This window comes from Nitrospira sp. BLG_1 (assembly GCF_047338595.1).
Taxonomy (GTDB): Bacteria; Nitrospirota; Nitrospiria; order Nitrospirales; family Nitrospiraceae; genus Nitrospira_D.
In genome coordinates, this window is record NZ_JBLFBO010000001.1 from 402,331 (window position 1) to 425,908 (window position 23,578).

Annotated in this window: 25 protein-coding genes; 10 read left to right on the top strand and 15 right to left on the bottom strand. The window is 52.8% G+C overall.

Annotated elements, in window-relative coordinates:
• The first annotated feature begins 524 nt into the window (after positions 1 to 524).
• Together ACMTNU_RS01970 and thrH are read left to right on the top strand one after the other, a co-directional pair.
• Positions 525 to 1,208 carry a YkgJ family cysteine cluster protein gene (locus tag ACMTNU_RS01970; protein ID WP_413933509.1) on the top strand — a complete coding sequence of 228 codons (684 nt, stop codon included), beginning with the start codon at positions 525 to 527 and terminating at the stop codon, positions 1,206 to 1,208.
• Positions 1,209 to 1,249: 41 nt separating this feature from the next.
• Entirely contained in the window at positions 1,250 to 1,870 is a 621-nt protein-coding gene (gene thrH / locus ACMTNU_RS01975) for a bifunctional phosphoserine phosphatase/homoserine phosphotransferase ThrH (protein ID WP_413933510.1), read from the top strand.
• Positions 1,871 to 2,018: 148 nt separating this feature from the next.
• Here the strand turns inward: thrH and ACMTNU_RS01980 are convergent, their stop codons facing one another.
• The 15 genes from ACMTNU_RS01980 to rpmH all read right to left on the bottom strand — a co-directional run bounded on the left by ACMTNU_RS01980 (position 2,019) and on the right by rpmH (position 15,688).
• Positions 2,019 to 3,746 carry an alginate export family protein gene (locus ACMTNU_RS01980; protein ID WP_413933511.1) on the bottom strand — a complete coding sequence of 576 codons (1,728 nt, stop codon included), beginning with the start codon at positions 3,744 to 3,746 and terminating at the stop codon, positions 2,019 to 2,021.
• A gap of 233 nt (positions 3,747 to 3,979) precedes the next feature.
• The gene (gene tatA, locus ACMTNU_RS01985) at positions 3,980 to 4,279 is read right to left on the bottom strand and encodes a twin-arginine translocase TatA/TatE family subunit (protein ID WP_413933512.1); all 300 of its coding nucleotides are present in this window, start codon (positions 4,277 to 4,279) and stop codon (positions 3,980 to 3,982) included.
• A gap of 66 nt (positions 4,280 to 4,345) precedes the next feature.
• Complete coding sequence (gene tatA / locus ACMTNU_RS01990; RefSeq protein ID WP_413933513.1) at positions 4,346 to 4,630, bottom strand: twin-arginine translocase TatA/TatE family subunit; 285 nt, start codon at positions 4,628 to 4,630, stop codon at positions 4,346 to 4,348.
• Positions 4,631 to 4,754: 124 nt separating this feature from the next.
• Positions 4,755 to 5,843, bottom strand: coding sequence for a tRNA 2-thiouridine(34) synthase MnmA (gene mnmA / locus ACMTNU_RS01995; RefSeq protein WP_413933514.1), 1,089 nt, complete (start codon positions 5,841 to 5,843; stop codon positions 4,755 to 4,757).
• Between the two features lie 270 nt (positions 5,844 to 6,113).
• Entirely contained in the window at positions 6,114 to 6,557 is a 444-nt protein-coding gene (locus ACMTNU_RS02000) for a bactofilin family protein (RefSeq protein WP_413933515.1), read from the bottom strand.
• A 121-nt stretch (positions 6,558 to 6,678) separates the two neighbouring features.
• Positions 6,679 to 7,170, bottom strand: coding sequence for a bactofilin family protein (locus ACMTNU_RS02005; protein ID WP_413933516.1), 492 nt, complete (start codon positions 7,168 to 7,170; stop codon positions 6,679 to 6,681).
• A gap of 161 nt (positions 7,171 to 7,331) precedes the next feature.
• The gene (locus ACMTNU_RS02010) at positions 7,332 to 8,180 is read right to left on the bottom strand and encodes a ParB/RepB/Spo0J family partition protein (protein WP_413933517.1); all 849 of its coding nucleotides are present in this window, start codon (positions 8,178 to 8,180) and stop codon (positions 7,332 to 7,334) included.
• Positions 8,158 to 8,934, bottom strand: a complete 777-nt coding sequence (locus ACMTNU_RS02015) for a ParA family protein (RefSeq protein ID WP_413933518.1) — start codon at positions 8,932 to 8,934, stop codon at positions 8,158 to 8,160. Before ACMTNU_RS02015 ends, ACMTNU_RS02010 begins: the two co-directional genes overlap by 23 nt.
• A 20-nt stretch (positions 8,935 to 8,954) precedes the next feature.
• On the bottom strand, positions 8,955 to 9,638 hold the full coding sequence (gene rsmG, locus ACMTNU_RS02020) for a 16S rRNA (guanine(527)-N(7))-methyltransferase RsmG (RefSeq protein WP_413933519.1): 684 nt from the start codon (positions 9,636 to 9,638) through the stop codon (positions 8,955 to 8,957).
• Between the two features lie 47 nt (positions 9,639 to 9,685).
• Positions 9,686 to 11,584, bottom strand: coding sequence for a tRNA uridine-5-carboxymethylaminomethyl(34) synthesis enzyme MnmG (gene mnmG, locus ACMTNU_RS02025; protein ID WP_413933520.1), 1,899 nt, complete (start codon positions 11,582 to 11,584; stop codon positions 9,686 to 9,688).
• A gap of 9 nt (positions 11,585 to 11,593) precedes the next feature.
• Entirely contained in the window at positions 11,594 to 13,039 is a 1,446-nt protein-coding gene (gene mnmE, locus ACMTNU_RS02030) for a tRNA uridine-5-carboxymethylaminomethyl(34) synthesis GTPase MnmE (RefSeq protein WP_413933521.1), read from the bottom strand.
• Positions 13,040 to 13,089: 50 nt separating this feature from the next.
• The gene (yidC, locus tag ACMTNU_RS02035) at positions 13,090 to 14,787 is read right to left on the bottom strand and encodes a membrane protein insertase YidC (protein ID WP_413933522.1); all 1,698 of its coding nucleotides are present in this window, start codon (positions 14,785 to 14,787) and stop codon (positions 13,090 to 13,092) included.
• A 41-nt stretch (positions 14,788 to 14,828) separates the two neighbouring features.
• Positions 14,829 to 15,038, bottom strand: a complete 210-nt coding sequence (gene yidD / locus ACMTNU_RS02040; protein ID WP_413933523.1) for a membrane protein insertion efficiency factor YidD — start codon at positions 15,036 to 15,038, stop codon at positions 14,829 to 14,831.
• A 7-nt stretch (positions 15,039 to 15,045) separates the two neighbouring features.
• Positions 15,046 to 15,438 (bottom strand): ribonuclease P protein component, encoded by a 393-nt coding sequence (gene rnpA, locus ACMTNU_RS02045; RefSeq protein ID WP_413933524.1) that lies wholly within the window; start codon positions 15,436 to 15,438, stop codon positions 15,046 to 15,048.
• Positions 15,439 to 15,550: 112 nt separating this feature from the next.
• On the bottom strand, positions 15,551 to 15,688 hold the full coding sequence (gene rpmH, locus ACMTNU_RS02050) for a 50S ribosomal protein L34 (RefSeq protein ID WP_080886085.1): 138 nt from the start codon (positions 15,686 to 15,688) through the stop codon (positions 15,551 to 15,553).
• Positions 15,689 to 16,107: 419 nt separating this feature from the next.
• Between rpmH and ACMTNU_RS02055 the strand changes: the two genes are divergently transcribed.
• The 8 genes from ACMTNU_RS02055 (at position 16,108) to rpiA (ending at position 23,507) form a co-directional block, all read left to right on the top strand.
• Complete coding sequence (locus ACMTNU_RS02055; protein ID WP_413933525.1) at positions 16,108 to 16,719, top strand: hypothetical protein; 612 nt, start codon at positions 16,108 to 16,110, stop codon at positions 16,717 to 16,719.
• A gap of 7 nt (positions 16,720 to 16,726) precedes the next feature.
• On the top strand, positions 16,727 to 17,860 hold the full coding sequence (locus tag ACMTNU_RS02060; protein ID WP_413933526.1) for a L,D-transpeptidase family protein: 1,134 nt from the start codon (positions 16,727 to 16,729) through the stop codon (positions 17,858 to 17,860).
• A 10-nt stretch (positions 17,861 to 17,870) separates the two neighbouring features.
• Positions 17,871 to 18,509: a L,D-transpeptidase family protein gene (locus ACMTNU_RS02065; RefSeq protein WP_413933527.1), complete on the top strand. Its 639-nt coding sequence runs from the start codon at positions 17,871 to 17,873 to the stop codon at positions 18,507 to 18,509.
• A 26-nt stretch (positions 18,510 to 18,535) separates the two neighbouring features.
• Positions 18,536 to 19,174 (top strand): hypothetical protein, encoded by a 639-nt coding sequence (locus ACMTNU_RS02070; RefSeq protein WP_413933528.1) that lies wholly within the window; start codon positions 18,536 to 18,538, stop codon positions 19,172 to 19,174.
• A gap of 104 nt (positions 19,175 to 19,278) precedes the next feature.
• Entirely contained in the window at positions 19,279 to 20,976 is a 1,698-nt protein-coding gene (locus ACMTNU_RS02075; RefSeq protein WP_413933529.1) for a glucose-6-phosphate isomerase, read from the top strand.
• Between the two features lies 1 nt (position 20,977).
• The gene (gene pgl / locus ACMTNU_RS02080) at positions 20,978 to 21,742 is read left to right on the top strand and encodes a 6-phosphogluconolactonase (protein WP_413933530.1); all 765 of its coding nucleotides are present in this window, start codon (positions 20,978 to 20,980) and stop codon (positions 21,740 to 21,742) included.
• An 8-nt stretch (positions 21,743 to 21,750) separates the two neighbouring features.
• On the top strand, positions 21,751 to 22,812 hold the full coding sequence (glk, locus tag ACMTNU_RS02085; protein ID WP_413933531.1) for a glucokinase: 1,062 nt from the start codon (positions 21,751 to 21,753) through the stop codon (positions 22,810 to 22,812).
• A complete protein-coding gene (gene rpiA, locus ACMTNU_RS02090) occupies positions 22,809 to 23,507 on the top strand; it encodes a ribose-5-phosphate isomerase RpiA (RefSeq protein WP_413933532.1) in 699 nt (232 codons plus the stop codon). Before glk ends, rpiA begins: the two co-directional genes overlap by 4 nt.
• The last annotated feature ends 71 nt before the right edge of the window (positions 23,508 to 23,578 follow it).

The following is a 23,578-nucleotide window of genomic DNA, read 5'->3' on the forward strand; positions in this document are numbered from 1 at the left end:
GCGAAGTATGGGCTGAGTAGGATAACTTCATTTGAGGCCGGAAGCAGGGAGTAGTGATTGGGCGGGGGTACACCTCGCTGCCTCGATATGAGCGACGATCTCTCATTGGCTATCTCATGGACGGCAGGGTCAGTGTACCCGCGCATTGTAAACTGTACTCCTTTTCGTCCGGCACGCAAGACCCAAAGATGGCCTTATATGGAAGTCCATTTGGGGTACGGTGTATGAACCGGTAGGATCTGCTGTGCATGATGGGGAAGATCCACTGGTTTTAGATAAGGAGTCTTATGCGCACAATGACCTGATGGACTGCTGAACTCGAGCTCTTGATTCGTCCCACAGACGCATATTACTGTTGATGCCCAAGTAAGCGGAGGAGCGGATCTTCTTTCACATCGGTTGCATCGATGAATTCTCAACTCAGTGAGCGATTCGAGATTGCTCTGAACACATCTGCAGGCCAAATTACCACGGCCGTTGACGTGCCGACCGGGTTCGTTCCTGTTACGTCTATTGTGCCTCTCATGAGACGTCTAGGAGAGGAGGCGCAAGCCCTGGAAGTTGCGCGGGTGGGTGAGGAGGGGAAGGTACCGTCGTGCCAAAAGGGCTGTGCAGCTTGCTGTCGAATGTTGGTACCCCTGTCTGCGCCGGAAGCGTTTTCGGTACGAGAGTGGGTTCGTTCTCGCCCTGTCGAACAACAGTCTCGGATCATGGCCCGCTTTGCTGAGACAAAAGTGCGCTTACTCTCCACGGGGATCTGGCAACAACTCTCGGAGCTGTGCGAGGCGTCTGATCACTGCAGCGACGAAATCATAGATGAAGTGAACCATAGGTATTATGCGCTGAGGCTGGCCTGTCCGTTTTTAGAGGAAGAAGTCTGCACCATCTATGATGAGCGCCCCGCTGCCTGCCGTGAATTGTTGGTGACGTCTCCTGCCGACCGTTGTGAGGATCTACTCGCGAACCCAGTGGACACCATTTTCGCACCGTTGCGGATCAGTACGGTTCTGGGATTATTGTGGCAGGACTTGACCAACACCTCAACCCGGTTGATTCCACTTCCGCTGGTTCTGGATTGGGTAGAAGGACATGCAGGATCGACCGATCGAATGTGGAAGGGTACTCAGCTTTTTGATCAAACATTGGATAAGGTCTGGCGATTCTTGAGCCAGTCATTTTCAGGTGATCGCGGAGCAGGTGGCGGCTGATCCTGTCAGACGTTGGAGCCCTCTGTGAGAGGAGAGAAGGTATGCAGAAGCCCGTTGTCGTGTGTTTAGACTTGGAAGGTGTGCTCGTTCCTGAGATTTGGATCAATGTTGCGGTGAAGACGGGGATTGAGGAGTTGAAGGTGACCACCCGGGAGATGCCAGACTATGACCAACTCATGAAGCAACGATTGGGGATTCTCGATCGGCATGAATTGACAATCCACGACATCCAAGAGGAAATCGCCAAGATGGGTCCGTTAGACGGGGCAATGGATTTTCTGGTCTGGCTGCGTGAACGGGGCCAGGTGATTATTTTGTCCGACACCTTCTATCAGTTTGCCCAACCCCTGATGCGACAGCTTGGGTTTCCAACTCTCTTCTGCAATCAACTGGAAATCGGCCCTAGTGGCCGAATCGTGAACTACCACATGCGGATGCAGAATCCCAAGAAGCACGCAGTCGCCTCCCTGAAGGCTTTGAATTTCTTTACCGTGGCTGCGGGGGATTCATACAACGATCTTGGGATGTTAGGTGAAGCTGACAAAGGGTTTTTCTACAGGCCGCCGGACAATTTGCCAAAAGAATTTCCGGCCTTCCCAGTGACCCAGAGTTACGGTGAACTTCAGGACTGGTTTGTCAGGGTCGGCTGTTTCTCAGCGTGAGGCGTGCCAGCTCAGTGAAGGACGTGGTGCGAGCTGTGGGCTCGACGACAAGGATTTCTCGTATCCTGCCACCGATTGGCGTGCCCGTCGGTCTCGCTTCCTAATGTGTTGGAGCGTCCAATGAGCGTCAGGACGTCTCGTCACTCCATCAGAAGTTGATCCAAAGCTGGGCGTAGGCCCAGTCTTGACCGACTGCGCGTCGTCCGAGATTTTGCGAAATGTATGAACCAGGAAAGAGGTGACCGTACCCCGCCTGAAAGGCCACCATGCCGTGCATGAAGAAGTGTGTCCAGGCAACGTCCACCTCGTCACCGATATGGGTCTTGGTATTGCCCGGTTGCGAAAAGACATAGACGCCTTGACTGGCTCGGTACCAGTTGTCTTTCGCATTGGCGAGATGGAGGTTGGTGTACCATATTTCGATATGATCATCGGGGGACAGACGTGCCTGGAAGTTTCCTGAGAAACTCATCATATTCTTCCATCCCATGACATCCATGTATCCCATATGGATGTGGTTCGTGGGGAAAAAGTTTTCAAAGGTATTCGCTGTCTTACAAGCTCCGTAGGCCCCGTTCGATAACGTGCAATTCGCGCGACCGTCGCCGGACGCATAATCAAAATTAAAAGCGATGCGAGGTTTGCCGGGCAAATTAAAAGCCGTGTATCCGATCCAGTTTCTGGTGGCCCAGGCGTTGATGTGGAGACATTTCCCCTCTCCACCGGGATCGCCACAGAGACTACTGGCACTGTTGGCGGTGTCCCCCAGCTGACCGAATTGGTAGACCACTTCACTCGAGAAATCAAAGTAGCCTTTTTTCATCGCGACTCGGTTTCCGATGACATGGCGGGTTTGATTGCCATGCTTGGGAGTGCCGAGTCCTTGGAAGGAGACATCACCCCCTCCGAGATTGTTTTTGTAATAGATATAGAACGGTTCGATCAGAAAGCCCGGGACAGCCTTGATTTGATTGTAAAAGATAATAAAATCGGCGTCACCGGCTGCATTTCTCGCCTGACCAGTGCCGCCGATATTCGGTCCGCCGCTTCCGAGGGTGGCCCCCTGTAAGAGATCGGTTTCGGCTGTGCGAAACCAGCCGAGGTGCGTATCTATAATGCTGGTTGAATACTGAAGCATCACCCCGTCAAACGACCACCCGGTATTGGCCCAATCAAAGTGACCGAAGAGGCTTTGATCTCCGAAGACAAGGTATTGCCGGCCTGCTTTAAGTCCTAGGCCTTGGACGCCTGCAAAGTTGCGGATCAACATGTACCCGGCTCGGATCCCAAGGGTACAGGCAGGTCGTACATTTGCGGGGGTGGAGCCGACAAGGGTGGAACCGCAGGTATGGATGGCGGGATCTCCGTTATTTCCTGCACCATTCGCACCGACGGGCGTTCCATTCCCGCCCCATGTTCTCGAGTCGATGAACTCAAGGTAGAAATTGACGTCCGGTGAAAGATCATACCCGATACCTAATCGAGTCATTTGCTGGACGAACTGGTCGTTTGCCTTTCCAGGAAGATTGTTGGCAACGAGTCCTGGTGTGTTACATTGGCCAGCGGCTCCAATACCTCCACCAAAGCAGACATTGGTCCGATACTCGGGTCTCACACGCATGTCGGCTCGCATCCAGAGGTTTTTCAGATTGAAATTGCGACCGATCCTTGGATCGAATGGCTCATAGGCCTCTTTTTGGGGAATTCCTCGTCCGATGACGATGGGGTTCGTGATTTTTTCTCCTTCCGGGAGTTGGAAGGCTGCCTGTACTGTAGAGTGACCTGCGATGAGACTGACGACTGTCAGGAATTGGAGAAAAACTTTCTTCCGATGACCGAACTGCTTCGGTGTTCCCATGCCATACAGTATGTCCATCGTGTCTCTAGACAGGCAGATACCATCCGGTGCTCTCATCGTCAGGTGGATTTGGTTGCGGTCTCAAAAGCCCAAGGGAGTTGCATACGAACCCGAGGGGGAGAACAGCTGGGCCAGGGTGTCCAACCATCGTCATGAAGATCTTGATGAGTGCGAAGCTACGAGATGTCGGTGTGGCGGCTGCCTTTCTCCTTTATGTGGGTGATCAGGGGGGGTGTGATCCTATGTTTGTGTCATGCAGGACCGGACTTAGGCAATGATGATGGACCCGCCTCTCCCGACTTGGGTTCCGCTGTGAGTTCTTCTTCGGCTTCTTTGAGAGAGGCTTGAAGGTCTTGCTCTACCATTTTGACTTCCTGCTGTATCAGGTTGAGTTCCGGCTCGACGGATTTGCGAAGGTCATCAGCCGTATCTTTAAAACCCTTGATGGCTTTACCAACTTGGCGACCGACTTCCGGCAGTTCTTTGGGTCCAAACAGGAGAAAGGCGATGATCAAAATGATGAGGATCTCGCCTGCGCCCAGTCCAAACATGATTGGCTATTGCGGTTATCGTCTGACGGCGCCCCGTCATTTATTCATCCACCGAGGGGTGGGTTGTTAGCCTTGTTTCACCTGAGTGGGTTGGGTGGTCGCGGGCCTGGGCGATGGAGTTGGTTCAGCCTGAGTACCGACCTGAGCGGCAGAGCTTGCCTGAGGCTCGCCCTGTGAAGGCTGTTCTCCTGGTGTGATATCGATTGCGTCGGCTTCATGAACCGATTTCTTAAAACCTTTGATGGCTTTGCCAAGGCCTTCCCCTAGTTGGGGCAGTTTCCCTGCACCGAAGATGATCAGCACAATAATCAGGATCAGGAGTAGTTCCATCCAACCAAATGAACCGAACATGATGCCCTCTGACTAATTAAGACCACTGTGTCTGTCGATGACATGACAGAGTGGTACGATTGCACACCCGAACCTCCAGAGGCTATCTGAAGATTCAGGGACAAGTCAAGAAGCACGGCTTCATTTACGATGGTGGGAAGGGTTGGATGATACCGCCACCAAGAACGTCGTCCCCACTATAGAACACTGCCGACTGTCCGGGGCTTAACCCCCGTTGCGGGTGGTGGAACTGGACATGCAGTGCTGACGAGTCTCGCACTGTGAGTGTCGCGAGAGTAGCAGGCGTTGCATAGCGAATCTTCACATGAACGTCGGCACTGTGGGAGGGGAAATCGGGAGCAAACATATTAAGGTCCGCGACGGTGCATTCTGAGTGAAGTCGTTCGCTGTGTCCGAGCACCACTGTATTGGTTGCGGGCTGCACCTGATGAACGTAGAGACGCTGGCCTGTGGCGATACCAAGGCCTCGACGCTGGCCGGGTGTATAGAATGCGATACCGTCATGCTGCCCCAGGGGACGGCCCTCCTGGTCAGTAAACAATCCTTGTTTCCGGGAATGTGGCGCTTCTTGCTCGAGAAAGGTCCGATAATCACCCTGGCTCACGAAGCAGATCTCCTGGCTTTCCTTGAGTTCCTCGACTGGCAGGCTCAGTGCCTCGGCTTCTTTCCAGACGGCGGCCTTCTCCAGACCTCCTAATGGAAAGAGGAGGCGAGGGAGCCATTCAGCTCGGAGACGATAGAGGAAATATGTTTGATCTTTTCGAGGATCGACGGACCGTGAAAGGACGGAGAATCCTCTGTGGTCATGCAATCGCGCATAATGCCCGGTTGCCACATAGTCGACTCTGCGTTGTAGCGCGAGGTCAACGAGGGTATGAATCTTCACCCGTTCATTACAACGCACACAGGGATTGGGTGTCGTGCCGGTGGTATAGCCTTGGATGAAGTCGTCAATGACGGCGTGACGAAAGGTGTGTCGGGTATCAACGACCTCGTGCGGGATGCCGAGAAGCTTCGCGACATGCCGTGCGATCCCAACCTTGCAGCAGCCGCGTTCTTGCCACTTCTTTGATGTGGCGACGGAGTCGTCTTCGTGTTCCCACACCTGAAGAGTGATGCCATGGACGTCATAACCTTGTCGTACGAGCAATGCTGCGGCGACAGAGCTATCAACTCCACCGCTCATACCCAGTAGAACAGACTTCCGAGCCATAGGAACGGTATTGTACCGAGTGTCTAGGGGAAAGGGCTAGTCGCTTTATCGGGGAGTGCTTCGACTCCAATTTGCTCCTGGCCGAGGTGACTGTTTCTGTTGGGCGTCGTCCGGTTGTCGATGATACACAGGGCCATGCGGCTGCCGAACGGTGAAACGGGAAACGAAGACGGGAAAGGCGTATGTGGTTCTTTCCCACGAAAGAGGTACGATGATTCAGGACATGTGTAGCCCACGCAGGTTCGTTACGAAGCGGTTGAATATTGCGGGCTAGAGGCTGGTTGAACGGGTCTTCCCCCGGTAGGTAGTGGTGTCATGAGTGTTCTTGGACGAGGAGTGCTCCTCCACCCATTTATGGGCCCCCATATCGCACATGCCATGAAAGTGAGCGCCATCTTCGATAGAAATGCCCGGTGTACGGATATCGCCAATGAGGATACCTGGTTTCTGGATTTGAATTTTTGCCGTTGCTGAGATTGTGGCATTGACTTTGCCGCTGGTGATAAGAATCCCGGCCGAGATCACCCCTTTCACGACGGCTTGCTCCCCGATGATGAGGGTCCCACTGGTGGTGATTTCTCCTTCCACCCGACCGTCAATTCGTATGGTTCCGTCAAAATTCAGGATGCCCCGAAAATCGACTCCCTTACTGAGAAAGGTAAAGTTGTCGTTGGGAGGGGTGTCGGTTGCCTGTTTTTCTCCGATGGCCCACATGAGCGCTCTCTGCTCCTTGTGACAAGACCAATGTGAAGGGAGTGGTGAACGTGGTACATGGGCCAGGATCCTTTGACCTGGCAGCCGCGTGTCCCTCGCTCACCGCTCCGACACTATTCCGCTAGACGGTCAGCCGGCGCACGGGTGGCTCGGTGCTGGTCCCAACAGAATGAAGCGGTAGATCTTTGTGAACGGGACGGGCTTGTTGTTCCATCTCCAACGTTCCGTTGAATGAGACGCCTTCTTCCATGGAAAGCATTGGAGTTGTGACTCCACCGTTGATCACTGCAGGCGCTCGCAATTTCATCTTTTCTCGCGCAGTGATATCCCCGGTGATCTTGCCCTTACAGACGATAGTTCCGGCCGTGACTTTGGCATTAAGAACGGCGTCTTCGCCTACGAGTAAGATGCCGTCCGTATGAATTTCCCCCTCGAGGGTTCCATCAATACGCACGGTTCCGTTATACGTGATGGTTCCTTTGAAAACGACTCCTTTACCGACGAATGCACTGACGTCATGGCCCGTGTCAGGCCTGGGCGTATCGAGCGCCGAGCTCATGGCATCTAAGTCGTTGTCATCCGTGCGTCTACCATCTTGCTTATCTTTCCACATACGATCCCCTCCTCTCACAATGTGGCTGGCCTCTGACAGAACAAACGGCACGGTGCCGTTATGTTCCATATCGGTCGGTTTGGGGGAGATATTTAGTGGGTGATCAGGGGTGAGCGAAATATTGAGATATAGGAGGGGAGAGGAAGGCTTGGAGGCAAGTATCAACCCAAGAGGGTTTCGACGACCCCGTCTAGTTCGTCCGAGGAGAAGTAGTGGATTACGAGTTTCCCGCCCTGACCGTGGGGGTGGAGGGTCACTTTGGTGCCAAGACGCTTTTGTAATCTGTCTTCAAGATCGCTCCATTGTGTGGTTCGAGGGGGCCGCGCGACGGGCTGTTTCGCGACGATGGATTGTTCGACCAGTTTCTCGGTTTGGCGAACAGACAAATTTCCAGCTGTCACCAGTTTTGCAACCCGCAGCTGGGCCTCCGGGGTGGAGAGGCTGAGAAGGGCTTTGGCGTGACCGGTGGAAAGAGTTCCTCCTTCCACAAGTCCTTGGAGATCCAGGGGGAGATGGGTTAAACGGATAAAGTTGGCCACGGAAGACCGATCCCGGCCTACCTTGGCGGCGACGGCTTCTTGGGTCAGACCGAACTCTTTCATCATTCGAGAATAGGCGCGGGCTGTCTCCATCGGGTTTAAATCTTCACGTTGGAGATTTTCGACCAGAGCAAGGAGTAAGGCTTCCTGATCCGTACAATTCTTGAGCACGGCGGGAATGACGGTAAGTCCGGCCTCTTTTGAGGCCCGCCAGCGTCGTTCTCCAGCAATTAACTCATAGACGCCATCGCCCTTCCGGCGGACTATAATGGGCTGAATAACGCCGCTCTCCTTAATGGATTCCGTCAGTTCAGTAAGCTCTTGCTGCAGGAAAGTCTGCCGCGGTTGATAGCGGTTCGGCACAATCTGGTCGATCGGAATCCGTTGGACATCGGCCGTGTCTTCGGTCCTGCTCAGCCTGACGGGTGGCAATAGCGCGTCGAGCCCTTTACCGAGAGCCTTTTTCTCCATGCGCAATAAACTCCTTAGCTAATGATACGTAAGACTGCGATCCGGATGATGCCATGTTGTAGAGGATTCCCGGCCGACCGTAACTAGGTGCTTCTGCAAGTGCAACATTACGAGGGATCACGGACTGGTATACCTTGTGTGTAAAATGAGACCGTACTTGGTCTGCTACCTGCCGAGAAAGACTGATTCGCGAATCAAACATCGTGAGAGCAATACCCTCAATCTCTAGGCCCGGATTGTACGATTGACGGACAAGCTCGATGCTTCCAACGAGTCTGGTCAGGCCTTCCATCGCGTAGTATTCGCATTGAACAGGTATGAGCACAGAGTTGGCTGCCGTGAGCGCATTAATGGTCAGAATGCCAAGTGCCGGTGGGCAATCAAGAAGGATAAAATCGTATTGGTCTCGTATTTCAGCAATCAGTGATCGAAGATGGCCTTCACGGCCTTCGATATTTGCGAGTTCCACCTCAGCACCCGCGAGATCGGCATTAGCCGGTAAGAGGTTGAGTCCAGAAATAGTTGTTTCTATTATGGATTCGTGAATCGTACTGTTTTTGACGAGACAGCTGTAGGTGCTCCTTTTCAAGGTTCTCTGGTCTATGCCAAGGCCACTTGTTGCATTTCCTTGTGGATCTATATCAATCAACAATACAGCTTTTCCCTCAAGGGCAACCGCTGTTGAAAGATTAATGGCAGTGGTTGTTTTTCCTACCCCGCCTTTCTGATTGGCAACAGCTATAACTCTTCCCACCAAAAGACTCCTAGGCAAAATTATGTTCCACGTGGAACAACGTGAGGGGACAACTCGTCACGATATGAAAATATGGTGATAGTTCGAGGCCCATAGGCATAGGGCAATTCGAACGTATAGTCGTCTACAAAATACCAATCGCTTGGCAGCAACGTTCTATCAAACGGCCTGGCAGAATAAATAATCGCCTTGCCTCCTTCAACCAGTAAGCTCCGTGCTTTCTTAAAAATCAGTGATGGGTTGAGCGCCCGAGTTGTCAGATAGTCATACGTCATCGTGACAGGACGTGTGCTATTGAATCGTTCAATGGTTCCCTGAAAAACATCAACGCATGTTAGCCGTAAGAGGCCGACAATAAAATGCAGAAAGGCTGATTTCTTGTGGGCTGGTTCAACCAGTGTTATGCAAAGATCTGGTCTAACGATTTTTAAAGGAATTCCTGGAAAACCTGCCCCAGCACCAATGTCAAGAATATGAGCGTTAGTTCCAATATTTACAGCTTTCAGGGCAGCTAAAGAGTCGATGAAGTGTTTGACAATCACTTCCTCGTCTTTAATAATTGCAGTGAGATTGAATGATTGATTCCAAATATTTAATTGCTTCAAGTACAGAAGGAATTGTTGTGCTTGATCTGGTTCAATCGGGACACCAATTTGTCTTGAGCTTTCATGGAGTAAGTGTTCAAGTGCCCCAAGTTGTTCCACGTGGAACAATTACGCTGATACAGAGAGGAGGTCAATAGAAAAGGTGCCTATCGAGCACTTTCGGGGTGTTGAGCGTTGTAATGAATTTGCCGCCTTCCCTTTTCAATTGCCACAAGCAGAAGGGAAATTGCGGCTGGAGTCACTCCAGAAATTCGTGAAGCCTGTCCCACAGTCTCCGGTCTGACACGATTGAATTTTTCACGGACTTCACGTGAAAATCCAGGGACCATGTCGTAATCAAATGAACTGGGAATCAATTTTTTCTCAAGTTTCTTAAACTTTTCAACTTGCCGAACTTGTCTCTGTATATATCCCTCATATTTGATTTGAAGTTCGACTTCCTCGGCAATGTCGTCCTCAACTGGTTGTAGATCAAAAATATTCATAAGCTCACGATAACAAGCTTCTTGCCTGCGAAGTAACTGCGCCATTGATTGGACTGAAGAGGCATTCTCAAGGTACGTGCCCCTAGTCCGAAAGCTAATCTGTTCTGTAAATTGAGGTCTCGAACCACGCAGATTTGAAATCTCCGACTCGATCAATTCTCTCTTGCGAATCAATCTTTCATACGGATATCGCGGAATAAGTCCTAACTCATACCCGATATCCATAAGGCGGAGGTCTGCATTCCCATGGCGGAGCAACAATCGATATTCGGCCCTCGAGGTGAACATCCGGTATGGCTCATAGGCATCCTTGGTGATGAGATCATCGACGAGTACACCTATGTAGGCCTGCGAGCGATCCAATATAAATGGCGGACGTTCCCTGATTTTGAGAACTGCATTGATCCCAGCTACTAAACCTTGAGCAGCAGCTTCTTCATATCCGGACGTCCCATTGATCTGACCTGCGTGATAAAGTCCTGTCACCAATTTAGTTTCAAGCGTTCGGTAGAGTTGCCGAGGAGGAAAGTAATCGTATTCTATGGCATAGCCAGGCTTAAGTATTTTAGCGTGTTCTAATCCAGGGATTGTTTTCAGGATTGCGGCTTGAACATCGACGGGCAGACTTGTTGAGATCCCGTTTGGGTAGAACTCGGTAGAGTCTAGGCCTTCTGGCTCAATGAAAATCTGGTGCCGTTCTTTATCGGCAAAGCGAACCACCTTGTCTTCAATGGAGGGACAATAGCGAGGCCCGGTGGATTCAATCACACCACTGTACAGAGGGGACCGATCTAAATTTTGTCGAATGAGTTCGTGTGTGGCCTGCCCCGTATAGGTCAAATGGCAAAGAATCTGCTGAGTGGTGATGCTCTGCGTGCGATAGGAAAATGGAGGAGGGGGGATGTCGCCAGGTTGGGGAACCATCACGGAGAAGTCGATGGTCTCCTTATCCAAGCGGGGAGGTGTTCCAGTCTTCAGCCGGCCCACCTCAAACCCTAAATCGCGCATGCAATCAGAAAGGTGCTCGGCGGAGGCTTCGCCCGCCCGACCGGCCGGGAAGTGTTGTAAACCGATATGGATAAGTCCCTTAAGAAAAGTACCTGATGTTAGAACAACGGCTCTCGAGTAAATGGTCTCGCCGGATCCGGTAACAATTCCGGTCACGGTTCCGCCGTGCACCAGCAATCGATCGACGACACCTTCGGACATCGTCAGCAAGGATTCGGATTTGAGGGTGTGTTGCATCACCTGTCGATACAGAGATTTATCACACTGGGCTCGTAAGGCCCGGACGGCCGGTCCTTTGCTCGTATTGATGAATCGAAACTGGATACCGGACTGATCGGTATTACGCCCCATCTCACCGCCAAGTGCATCGATTTCCTTGACAAGGTGTCCCTTCGCAATTCCACCGATCGCTGGATTGCACGACATCTGAGCGATGCGAGAAAGGTCCATCGTCAAGAGTAAAGTCATGGCCCCCATGCGTGCGGAAGCAAGAGCAGCCTCGCAACCCGCATGTCCACCTCCTACCACGATTACGTCGAAGGTCTGTGCCATGTCGGTTACCTATTTGCCGATACAAAACTGTGAGAAAATCTGTTCCAGTACATCATCCGACGTCAAAGTCCCAATAATCCCTCCCAACGCATCAGCCGCATCGTGGAGATCAACGGCCAGAAGTTCAGCTTGCCCTCCGCTCTCGATGGAAGACAAAGCATCCATAATCGCAGTGGTTGCCTGCTCCAATGCAGCACGATGACGGACATTCGTGATAACCACCCCTTCATAGGCCTCAAAGGATCCAGTGAGAAAGCGAGAGGTAATGGTTGTCTTCAGCTCGTCCAGGCCCTCGCCAGTTCTCGTAGAAATTGGAAGAATGCGCTGGCATAAACGGTGGGCCAACTCTTCAGACAGGGGTTGCAGCGTACATGGAGCCAGCACATCGATTTTGTTTAGAACAATGAGCTGTTTAGGGTCGACAAGCGGGAAAGGAAAATCAGAAACCCCGGACTTCTGAACCGAAACAGCGTCAATCACATAAAGCGTGAGGTCTGCTTCTGCCTGGGCGGTCTTGGATCGTTTGATACCCTCCTGTTCAACGACATCAACGGTGTCACGCAAACCAGCGGTATCTACTAATGTGATAGAAAGTCCATTCCACATCACGGCTTCTTCAATGAGGTCCCGCGTTGTTCCCGGGACATCAGTAACTATCGCGCGATCGTCATGAATAAGGCTGTTGAGTAAGCTAGATTTCCCTACATTGGGTGGGCCAGCGAGTACTACTCGTATCCCTTCGCGCAAAGCCCGACCGGTTTGGGCGGTATCCAATATCTCTCTGATCTGACGCGCAATATTCTGGAGGGCAGTTCGGAGCTCACCGCGAGTGACGAAAGAAATGTCTTCGTCTGAAAAATCGATTCCAGCCTCGACCCGTGCCGTCAGCGATAAAAGGGCGGTGCGTAGGTCCTGTACATACCGTCCTAAATCTCCACGGAGTTGCCGTTGGGCGATCGTAAGCGCAAAATCAGACTTTGCTTTGATGGTATCTAAGACAGCCTCTGCTTGAGATAGATCCAGGCGCCCATTCAAGAAAGCGCGCTTCGTGAATTCACCAGGTTGCGCCAATCGGGCCCCAACTGCAACGCAGGATTCACAGACGCGGCGGAGTACCGTCGAGCTTCCATGGCAATGGAACTCCACCACATCTTCCCCCGTAAACGAGTGTGGGCCTTTCATATAGACCACCAAGCCTTCGTCAATAATGTGTTCCCTGGCCGTTGGTGGCCATGAATCACCGGCTGACTCAGGATGAGGGGCAGAGACAATATCGGCAAGATGCAGCGTATGTGTGGGATGGGTATCGAGAGATCCGTTTGTGCGCAGCCTCACAAGTTTGGAGGCGATGGCTGTTGCATTCTGGCCGCTAATGCGGATGATCCCAATGCCACCCTCACCCATCGGGGTTGCAATGGCACAAATTGTGTCCTCAGGCGCTCCGTCGATAGGCACGATCCACCATAGTCGTGACGCCTAATCGTATGAGGCCGGCCCAGGAAACGTCATTTTTGCTTGCTCGGCTCATCCGTCGTCAGAGCCACTGATCGATTTTTCAGAAAGAACCGGTCCGTGACAAACTGCTGGGCGATGGACAAGACGTTGTTGGTCAGCCAGTACAAGACTAAACCAGCAGGAAAGTTAATGAACAGGAACGTCATGACCACGGGCAGCATCAACATCATCTTCGCCTGGGCGGGATCCATCGTGGTGGGCTGAATCTTCTGCATCACCATCATACTGATCCCCATGATAATGGGCAGAATGTAATAGGGATCCTGAACGGACAGATCAGTGATCCAGAGGCCCAGGGGTGCTTGCCGAAGGTCGATCGTCATATAGAGAATATTGAACAGGGACACGAACACCGGCATTTGAAGGACCATCGGTAGACAGCCCCCCACAGGATTAACCTTATGATCGCGATACAGCTTGATCAGCTCACGATTCAACCGGTCACGATCATCCTTGAACTTCTCTTGGAGTGCAGCCACCTTCGGTTGGATCGTCTGCATCTGCTTCATGGATGAGTAGCTCTTGTACTGCAAGGGGATGAATAACAGCTTGATGGCAACCGTCAATAGGATGATGGTGACACCGTAATTGTGGGTGTACTCGTTGATGGAACGAAGTACGGAAAAGATCGGTTTGGCGACGGCCCTCACCATGTCCCAGCTACCGAACAGAAACCATCCGAAGTCAATCGTATCTTCAAGGCGGATATGTAGGTTTTTAAGTGTGTCGAATTCCTTCGGCCCCGCAAATAACTGTAATGTAACCGGTGCACCAGATGGATCGACACCCATGCGGACACCGGTAGAAACCAGTTTTTCACCCTGCTTCTTCGGCCAAGCGGAGGTACCCCCTTTCGGAATCAGCGCAGACATGAAGTACTTGTCCTGCAAGGCAGTCCAAGCCAGTGTGCCTTTACGCTCCGTGTCGGATTCCGGGGCGTCTGTGTCCAGCTTGTCGTCGATCAACGACACCGTCCCGACAGAACCGATGAATCCCTCGCCCCACTCCACCACGCCAAAATTGGTCCCCAATTCCACTTTCAAAGGCCCTGTCAGTCCTTTGGACGTCAAGCTGATATCCACAATATAGCTGTCGGCATGAAAGGTGAATTGCTTCTCAAGGTGTATGTCGGAACCGGGGTTGCCGTAGTGGAATGTGATGTGGCCGATTGGGTGTTCGTGGTCTAAGGTCGTAAAATCCTGCTCTACCTTGTAAACGCTTTCCCTTAATTCCTTTGCAAGTGTCGCGTCGTCTGTTGTGACGGTGAGAGGGTCGGCAAATTTTCCTCCCTGTCGAACGAGCTGGACAAAAGATTTTCCATCAGAGCTGCTGCGATAGCGTTTAAGCTCCCAGCTTGTCAGCACGGCTCCTCTAGACGTGAACTTGGCACGATAGAGCTCAGTCTCTACCTCAACCGATGCCGCAGCGACGGACTCCATGCGAGTAGATGGCACCTTTGGATTATCACTACGGGATGTACCAGGTGACTCCGGGGTTTTCCCAGCCGCAGGAGTTGTCGGCTGGCTTCCGGAACTGGTGCCTGAAACAGAGGCTGCTTCATCAGAGACTGATACTGCGGAATCCGAGACGGTTGGAGGCGGTAGCAGGCCCAATCCTTTGAGCGCATACTCATATCCGAAGACAATCGCGGCTGAGAGGATTAAAAAGACAACGAGGCGCTTTTCCATGTGGAGAATATACTTTCGTTATTAAAATGAGGCTTGTATCACTACCTGACTGGATCTTCCCCTCCAGGGTGGAAAGGGTGACACTTCAATAGCCGGACACAGGCTAGCCAGAATCCATGCCATGCGCCGTATTTGGTGATCGCATCCGAAGCATAGTGCGAGCATGACGGATAAAATCGACAAGTCGGACCATACATGGGTGAGATCACCAGACGGTATCCCTGTAGCATCCATAGGAAAACTTGTTTCATGTCTATCTCAATCAGGGCGAAGAAGGCTCATGCGTGCGAGTGCTGCCTTCCAGGCTTGGAGTAAATCGGTTCGAGACGACGAGAGAACGTCCCTTTTGGGGAAAACAAGGATCCCACTTCCAGAAACCAATCCCGAATGAGAATCTCTCACCAACTCGCGGAACACACGCTTCGCACGATTGCGTCTGACGGCATTCCCAAATCGTCTGCCAACGATAATTCCAACCCGACTCGGTATATGGTCCATCTTGCAGGCCAGAAGGTTGAAAAGCGCCGTCGAAATTCGTCGTCCATGATCCTTGACAGCTTGGATATCTCGGTGACTCCTCAAAAAAATATCAACATGCTTGTATGCCTTGGGTATTACCGGGCAAGGGGGTGTGCTTTTGTCGTGTCTCATCCGCTCATGACCCCAGGGAAGACTGTAACTGGTAGGTGGGCGTACGCTCAACTAGAACGCAAGAGATTGGGGAGCGACACGAAGAACACCTGCACGACCCGAGACGATAGGCCTAGACAGTCAACCGAGCGCGTCCTTTCGCGCGTCGACGGGCCAGAACCTTACGACCGTTTTTTGTACTCATGCGCTTTCGAAACCCATGCTCACGCTTTTTCTTTAAGTTGGACGGCTGTTGAAATGTAAACGACATGGTTCCCCTTTCCTTCCAAACCGCAACGAATCAACATCAAATGAACGCTAGATTATAGGGGAGGCAGAGAGGCCTGTCAATTTCATGGGCCTACGGCTGGCGATAGATAGTAAGGACCCCATAGTTATCCTGTCCGATCTGTTTATATTGAGGCGGTTTTGCGTTCACTCACCAGAATGCCACAAGATCAAACTAGTCGGTACGATACTGTCAATGTAAGTATAGGAAATCAAAGGAGTCATGATTCGTAAACAATGGTGATCAGTGGCACCGGGCTTGCTCGTTCGTTTTGGTGTGTTAGTATGCCCAAAATCAGAGGTCTGATACGCTGGCCGAATCTACCTAACATCTGACTTATCAAGGAAGACTTGGGATAAACTTAGCTTTCGCAAGCAAATCCATTAAGGAGGACCCATAGCATGGCGAGAAGAGTAGCCCTTGTATCAATAGCCCTCACTCTATCACTGACGGCGGGGTGTGCGGACCCACCAACCCAACAGCTCCAAGAGGCTGAAAAGGCATTGAAAGAAGCACAGGAGAGCGGGGCGGCCACGTATTCTGCGGAAGAATACGCCAAGCTTGAGGGGACACTGGCGGCCATGAGGAAAGAAGTCTCCGATCAAGAAGGAAAGTTCGGATTGTTTCGGGACTACGGCAAAGCACAGCAACTGTCTGCTTCGGCTAAGGCAGAGAGTGACCGAATAAAGACCGCGTCAGTTCAAAAGAAGGAAGAGGCTAAAGCAGCAGCATTGCAGGCTCAACAGGTTGCAGAAGAGGCTGTGAGAGCCACCCAAGATCTCGTTGCCAAGGCACCGGTTGGGAAGGATCGGGCGGCGGTAGAAGCGATCAGGAACGATGTTGAAGGGTTGAAGTCCTTGCTCAAACAGGTTCAGGCCTCCATCGATAAAGAAGATTTTCCGGCGGCACAAACACAGGCCAAGGCCATTCATGATATGAGCCAAGCTGTTTCAGCTGAAATACAAAACGCCCTCGCCAAAGTGGGGAAAGGTAAGCCGGGACGGAGGAAATAATCACAGCATGCGGGGCACTCAGACATATCGGTTACTTGCCGCACTACTCTGTATGGCCGGCTTCGTCGGTTGCGTGCAAGCTGTTCCTCCCGATCTGATTGCCGCTGTTGAAGCCATCGACCACGATCTCATTGCCCTGCGTGCTCCCGAAACCGCGCCCGAAGAATATGGCCAGTTCGTTCGACAATGGGCATTGCTAAAAGCCCGTGCGCAACTTGACGATGACGTAATTCGTTGGCCCTGGGAATCAAGCGAGATTGAAAGCGATCTCCGCTGGCTCTACATCATGGGCGAGCGTACCGTGTCGCAACTCCACGATCGGCAGGTCACGCAACAGCATGCCATGCAGGCAAAAGTCACGCATCTGGAGGACCAGCTTCGAAGCGTCGCAGTCCAGGTTGAGGCGATTGACGGACGCATTCTGCTCGGACAAAAAGGCGTTCAGACGGATCTTCTAGTCAAACAGGCGCGAGCGTTCCTTGATCAAAAAGACTACCCGAGAGCCATGCAGGCAGCTGAGAAAGCCGACCACGCCCTCAAAGCGCAAGCATCCTTACTCAGTCAAGAATTAGGGCGGTACGCTGATGAGAGTCGGATCATCTACTGGCAGACCTTGGCCAAACAGACGGTTGATTGGTCGCGCACGCATCAGGCGATTGCCATTGTGGTGAGCAAGGCCGAGCGAGAACTGAGTGTCTATAAGGGTGGTCGGAAAGTGTTATCATATCCAGTTCGCTTAGGATTCAATGGCATGCTGGAGAAACAGTTTCAGGGAGACGGGGCGACTCCGGAAGGGCGCTATCGTGTGACCGAGAGACGGGGGCCAGGCCAGACGCAGTTCTACCGAGCATTGGCTCTAGACTACCCTAATGGCGAAGATCGGCGGCGCTTCCAGCTTGCAAAGCGGTCGGGGAAAATTTCTCCGTTCAAAGGTATTGGCGGTCAGATCGAAATTCATGGCGCAGACAATGAACGGCTGGCGCAGACTCTCGGGTGTGTGATGCTCGATAACTCCAGTATGGCGGTTCTCTATGAGAGCGTCCCGGTTGGAACACCGGTCACCATTGTCGGTGCATTAACCAAACAAAATGCAGTCGCATCGGCATTGGCGCAACTCGACCGTAGCAAAGAAGAAATCTGAGCGGAGACCAATGGGACGAATCCTTCTCGCAACGTTCGCAGTCATTCTCATCATCCTCCTGGCGATGAATGCTCCGACGACCACCTCTCCCACATCCGGTATAAGTCATGAGATTCAGCCGGCACCAGCTGAAGAGAAAGCCTCCCTTCGTACGCTACAGGCCAGGTATAAGGCGCTTTCTAAACAGCTGGCCCAACTCACGCCTAACCAGCCTTATATTTTGGTAGATACAGCTCGAAACCGACTCTATGTGAAGCGTCAGGATGAAATCGTTCTTCATGCCATTGCATCGACTGGGAGCGGGACGATTCTTGACAAGCCCGGTGAAGGCAACAATCAATGGGTGTTTGACACGCCGCGAGGGGAATTTCTCGTCAAGTCCAAATTGACCAATCCCACATGGATCAAGCCGGATTGGGCATTCGTCGAAGAGGGGCTCGCCGTTCCACAAAATGCTGCGGACCGTGCCGAACAGGGAGTACTCGGTGACTATGCGCTCGGGTTCGGTAAAGGGTACTTCATCCATGGGACGCTCTATACCAGGCTATTGGGAAAGAACGTGACGCATGGGTGTATTCGGCTCAACGACAACGATCTGAAAGGTGTCTACAAACTCGCTCGAGTGGGGACACCGATCATGATCTTTTAATCCACTGAAACGCGCAGACATTGACGATGCACTTCTGCGCCATTCTTCTCCTGCTCGCATTTGCCACACCAGGGTGGGGAAAGGAACCCGAAGCCTTTCCCGATCTGAATCCCAATAACCTGCATGAACTCAAAGAAGCGACACGTGTTCTGGAAGAAGAGCTCAAACTCGCGGCCCGTCCGCAGACCTATCTTCTCATTGATTTGAGGGCAAGTACGATTCTCATTAAAGGTCGCGGAATCGACCTTCACCAAATCCCCATCGTGACATGGTCGGCAGGACCGCAAGAGGCCCTAAAAGGGGTCCATCGCTTGATAGCACGGCCACCAGTCATGAGGAGAAAGATTGAACCGGGTGCAGCTGTCGAGCAGGAACCGATTTCTGTCGCGGACATGCCGACCGACTACGTCCTGACATTTACGCCGTCTCTGAGCCTGACTGTGGTTCCATCTGTGGCTAACGATGGTCTTCTCCGGAGTGCTGTCCTGCTCGGGAAAGTCGGATGGCACAGTATGAAGGGTTGGGTGGCTCAGCTTTTCAGAGACCAACCTGCAGAGCCTTCATCCTATCTGCGGCTGACCCTCACAGCCGACCATGCTCAATCGTTGGCATGGTCTCTCGTCGATGGAATGGCGGTTGTCATTCGCCGTTCTTCAGATAAATAGGAATACATAGCATGTCGGTCAGGTTGTCTTTTTATTGATGATTCCATAAGATACAAAAACGAATCGCCCCGATCTCAGCAACATCCTGTTGAACTAGGAGGTCGATGTCTATGCGCCCCAGCGACAAGCTGCCGCCGTTGTTCCGCGCAACCGTCCAGCCGGTCCTTGAAGCACTGAACCGTGATCAGGTGATCGAACGAATCTGGTCGAAAGACCATCGGCTCTGGAAACCGGATCCCAAGGAAATTACTGATCGGTTGGGGTGGTTGACGGTCCAGGACCAGATGCGCCAACAGCTCGAGCTCCTACAGCGCTGTGTGGCGGATGCAAAACAACACAGTATAAAGGATGTCGTGCTACTGGGGATGGGTGGGAGTAGCCTAGGACCGGAGGTTTTTCGTACGGTGTTCGGACCTCAGAAAGGAGCCCCACGACTATGGGTGCTTGATTCGACGATTCCGGGGTGGATACGCCAAGTCACCAAGGCTATCTCTCCGGCACGGACGCTCTTTCTAGTCGCAAGTAAATCCGGGGGAACCATCGAAGTTATGTCGCTCTTCGCACACTTTTGGAAACTGATGACGAAGGCGAAGGGGAATCAGGGAGGGAGCCAGTTTGTTGCGATTACTGACCCAGGCACGGGTTTGGAAAAGATGGCGAAAGACTACGGGTTTGGTGAGATTTTCTCCAACCCCGGCGATATCGGTGGACGCTATTCCGTTCTGTCCCTCTTTGGGTTGGTTCCGGCGGCCCTCCTTGGGGTGAATATCCCCAAACTCCTGGACCGGGCTGCCGGTATGGCTGAACGATGCCGGTTGTCGACAGACATGCAGGCCAATCCCGGCGCGTATCTGGGTGCCGCGATGGGCAGCCTTGCGAAGACTGGCCGTGATAAGGTGACGGTCATTGCGTCACCGTCTCTGACCACTTTCGGTCTCTGGGTTGAACAGCTCCTCGCAGAAAGTACAGGCAAGGAAGGGACGGGCCTCATTCCCATCGCACAGGAACCGGTTCTGAAACCGAATGCGTATGGAGCCGATCGATTCTTTGTGTACCTCAAGTTGAGCAGAGAGAAGAACGCAGCGCTCGATCAAGCCGTACAGGCACTGGTGAAGGCTGATCAGCCGGTTCTGCAATTTAATCTTCGCGATTGTTATGATCTGGGCGCTGAGTTTTTCCGATGGGAGTTTGCCACGGCGGTGGCGGGCCATGTCCTGGGTATTCACCCGTTCGACCAGCCGAATGTCCAGGAAAGCAAAGACAACACGAATCGAGTGCTTGAGACTTTCCAATCGACAGGGAGGTTGCTGGCTCAACCCAACCATCAGCCGAAGGAGGTGGCGAAGGCGTTGTCGGGGCTTCTTCAACCAGGGACATACCTGTCGATGCTTGGATACACCACTCCAACCCGTCCTCTCGAAGCAGCTGTCGGTCGGCTCCGCCGCGCGCTCATGTCTACATACTCCGTGGCCACGACATTTGGCTACGGACCGCGCTATCTCCACTCAACAGGACAACTCCACAAGGGAGGACCGAATACCGGTGTGTTCCTGGAATTAGTGGATCGCATGGTTCCCGATCTGCCTATTCCTGGGAGACCATTTTCATTTGGAACCTTGGCGAATGCCCAGGCGAGCGGAGATCTCGAATCACTCCGTACGCACCATCGGCAGGCCCTACGGGTTCAATTGGGAAGAAACCCCGTGACCGTCGTCAATGCTATCGCGGCAGCGGTGACGGGGACTCGTCGGTCTGGTCGGCGAACAGGAACGAGGAAACCTTACCGGAAAACGCGTCGTTGATATGGCAGCCATTCCGGACATCCGCGTTGCGGGCTCCGTTCAGAATTGGGCACACCAGGCTGCTGCGTTCATTGCCTCCGTCAGTGAACGGGCCATTCTGGCCAATGGGCGGTTCATCATGGCCCTTTCCGGAGGCTCGACCCCGAAGACACTCTATCAAACCCTTGCATCGCCAGAGTGGAAGACCAGGTTTGATTGGAAGAAGATCCATTTCCTATTCGGTGATGAACGCTGCGTCCCTCCAGACCATCAGGACAGTAATTTCAACATGGCGCAGGCCTCGCTTTTCCACCCGTTGGCTATTCCGCCAAATCACATATTCAGGATGAAGGGCGAGGGTGAAGACCCTTCACCTGTCGCTCGGGAGTACGAGCAGACCATCCGCCAACTAACTGAGACTCAACCGCCTACAATGCCTCGGATCGACCTCGTTCTGCTGGGTCTGGGTGACGATGGGCATACAGCCTCGCTCTTTCCTGGGACATCTGCCTTGCAGGAGACAACGAAGATCGTCACTGTCGGCCAAGCCCCCACGGGGATCCGATCCCGCCTGACGTTGACTCTAGGTGTGTTGAATCAGGCAGCTATGGTACTGTTCCTCGTGACCGGCAAGGGGAAAGCCGACATGATCCGTCGGATTCTCGAACCGACATCGGAAGCGGATCGGTCTCTGCCCGCTGCTCAGATCACTCCCGAATCCGGGCAGCTTGTCTGGATGCTGGACCAAGCGGCTGCAGCAGGGCTGACAAGGCAACGGCCACAGTAAGGAGACGTATGATTCTCGCGGGAGATATTGGGGGAACAAAGACCAACCTTGCGCTCTATGAGTGGACGAACGAGCGTGTGGACCCGATTCGCCTGGAGAGTTTTCACAGTGCCGACTATACCTCGCTGGAGGATATCCTGTCGGAATTCCTGAGCCCACCGGCACCATCAGTGGCAGTGGGCTCGGACCAATCCAATGCCAGCGAGAAAGAGGGGCTACAGACCGCTTCAGAGGTGAAGGTCACAGCCGCGTGCTTCGGCATTGCGGGACCGGTCATCGACAACCATTGCGAGACGACCAACCTCCCCTGGGTCGTGGATGGACTCACGATCGCAGATCGATTTGCAGTTCCTCGCGTGCAGTTGCTCAATGATTTGGAAGCCACGGCGTATGGCATTCTGTCACTGCGTCCAGATGAGTTGGAAGTATTGAATGCCGGGAATCCACCTAAAAAACGACAGGCGCTTGCCCTGATTGCGGCTGGGACAGGATTGGGCGAGGCCATTCTGTTTTGGGACGGTAAATCATATCGCCCTATGCCGTCAGAAGGAGGACATGCGGATTTCGGGCCGAACAATGATCAGGAAATCGAGCTTCTTCGGTATCTGCGGAGCCAATATCTCCATGTCAGCTATGAGCGAATTTTGTCCGGGCCGGGTCTCCACGCGATTTATGAGTTCTTGCGTGATACGAAGAAGAATGAGCCGACATGGCTCATGGAAAAAATTAAGGCCGGTAATCCAGCGGCGGAAATTGCCCAAGCCGGTCTCCAAGGTCAAGCGGAAATTGCCACGCAGGCATTGGAACTCTTTGCGTCAATTTATGGAGCAGAATCCGGAAACCTTGCCTTGAAGGCGCTCTCGCTGGATGGGGTGTACGTGGGGGGTGGGATAGCGCCGAAACTCATTACAAAACTCAAAGACGGGACCTTTATGAAAGGATTCCTGAACAAAGGACGTTATAAAAAATTGCTGAGTAAGATGCCGGTCAAAGTGATCATGAATCAGCAAACGGCTCTGCTCGGTGCAGCGTCCGTAGCCGGTGCCCTGTCGCTCAAGCAAGCATCATGATCTCAGACGATCTCGACCAACTCAAAAAAACGGCTGCAACCGAGGCAGCGCAATTCATCCGCAACGGGATGGTGGTTGGACTCGGAACCGGCTCCACGGCCAAACATATGATCCGAGCCTTGGGGGAGAAGGTTCGGGCTGGTATGACCCTGAGAGGGGTTCCGACGTCTCAAGAAACCGCGGCGCTTGCCAAGCAAGCCGGTATTCCCCTTCTCGAAGCAGACAACCGATGGGAGATTGACGTTGCCATCGACGGGGCCGATCAGGTCGATCCACAGTTCAATCTCATCAAGGGCGGCGGCGGGGCCCTCTTAAAGGAAAAAATCGTGGCCTCCTCAGCCAAACAATTCATCGTAGTCGTGGACCACACAAAACAAGTCCCGATCCTGGGTGGGTCTTTTCCCCTGCCAATCGAAGTCATTCCCTTCGGGTGGGGAAGTACCGCAAGAGAGATCGAATCGCTCACCAAGAGCCGAGTTGTCTTGCGCGAGCGGAACGGAGGTCCCTTTCTCACCGAAGCCGGCCACTTCATTGTCGATGTCCATCTCGATCGGATCACCCAGCCGGGCGAACTCGAAACGGCCCTCAATTTGATCCCTGGCGTCGTTGAAACAGGTCTCTTTGTCGGGCGGACGGATGTGCTGATCATCGGCACACCCCAAGGTGTTCGCACGGTGCATGCGCCTAGGAAATAGCCTGTCGCTCAGCCGGCGTAACTTTCTTCTGATTTTCCGTCGATACACTCGCTTTCTTCTGACCATCCCGA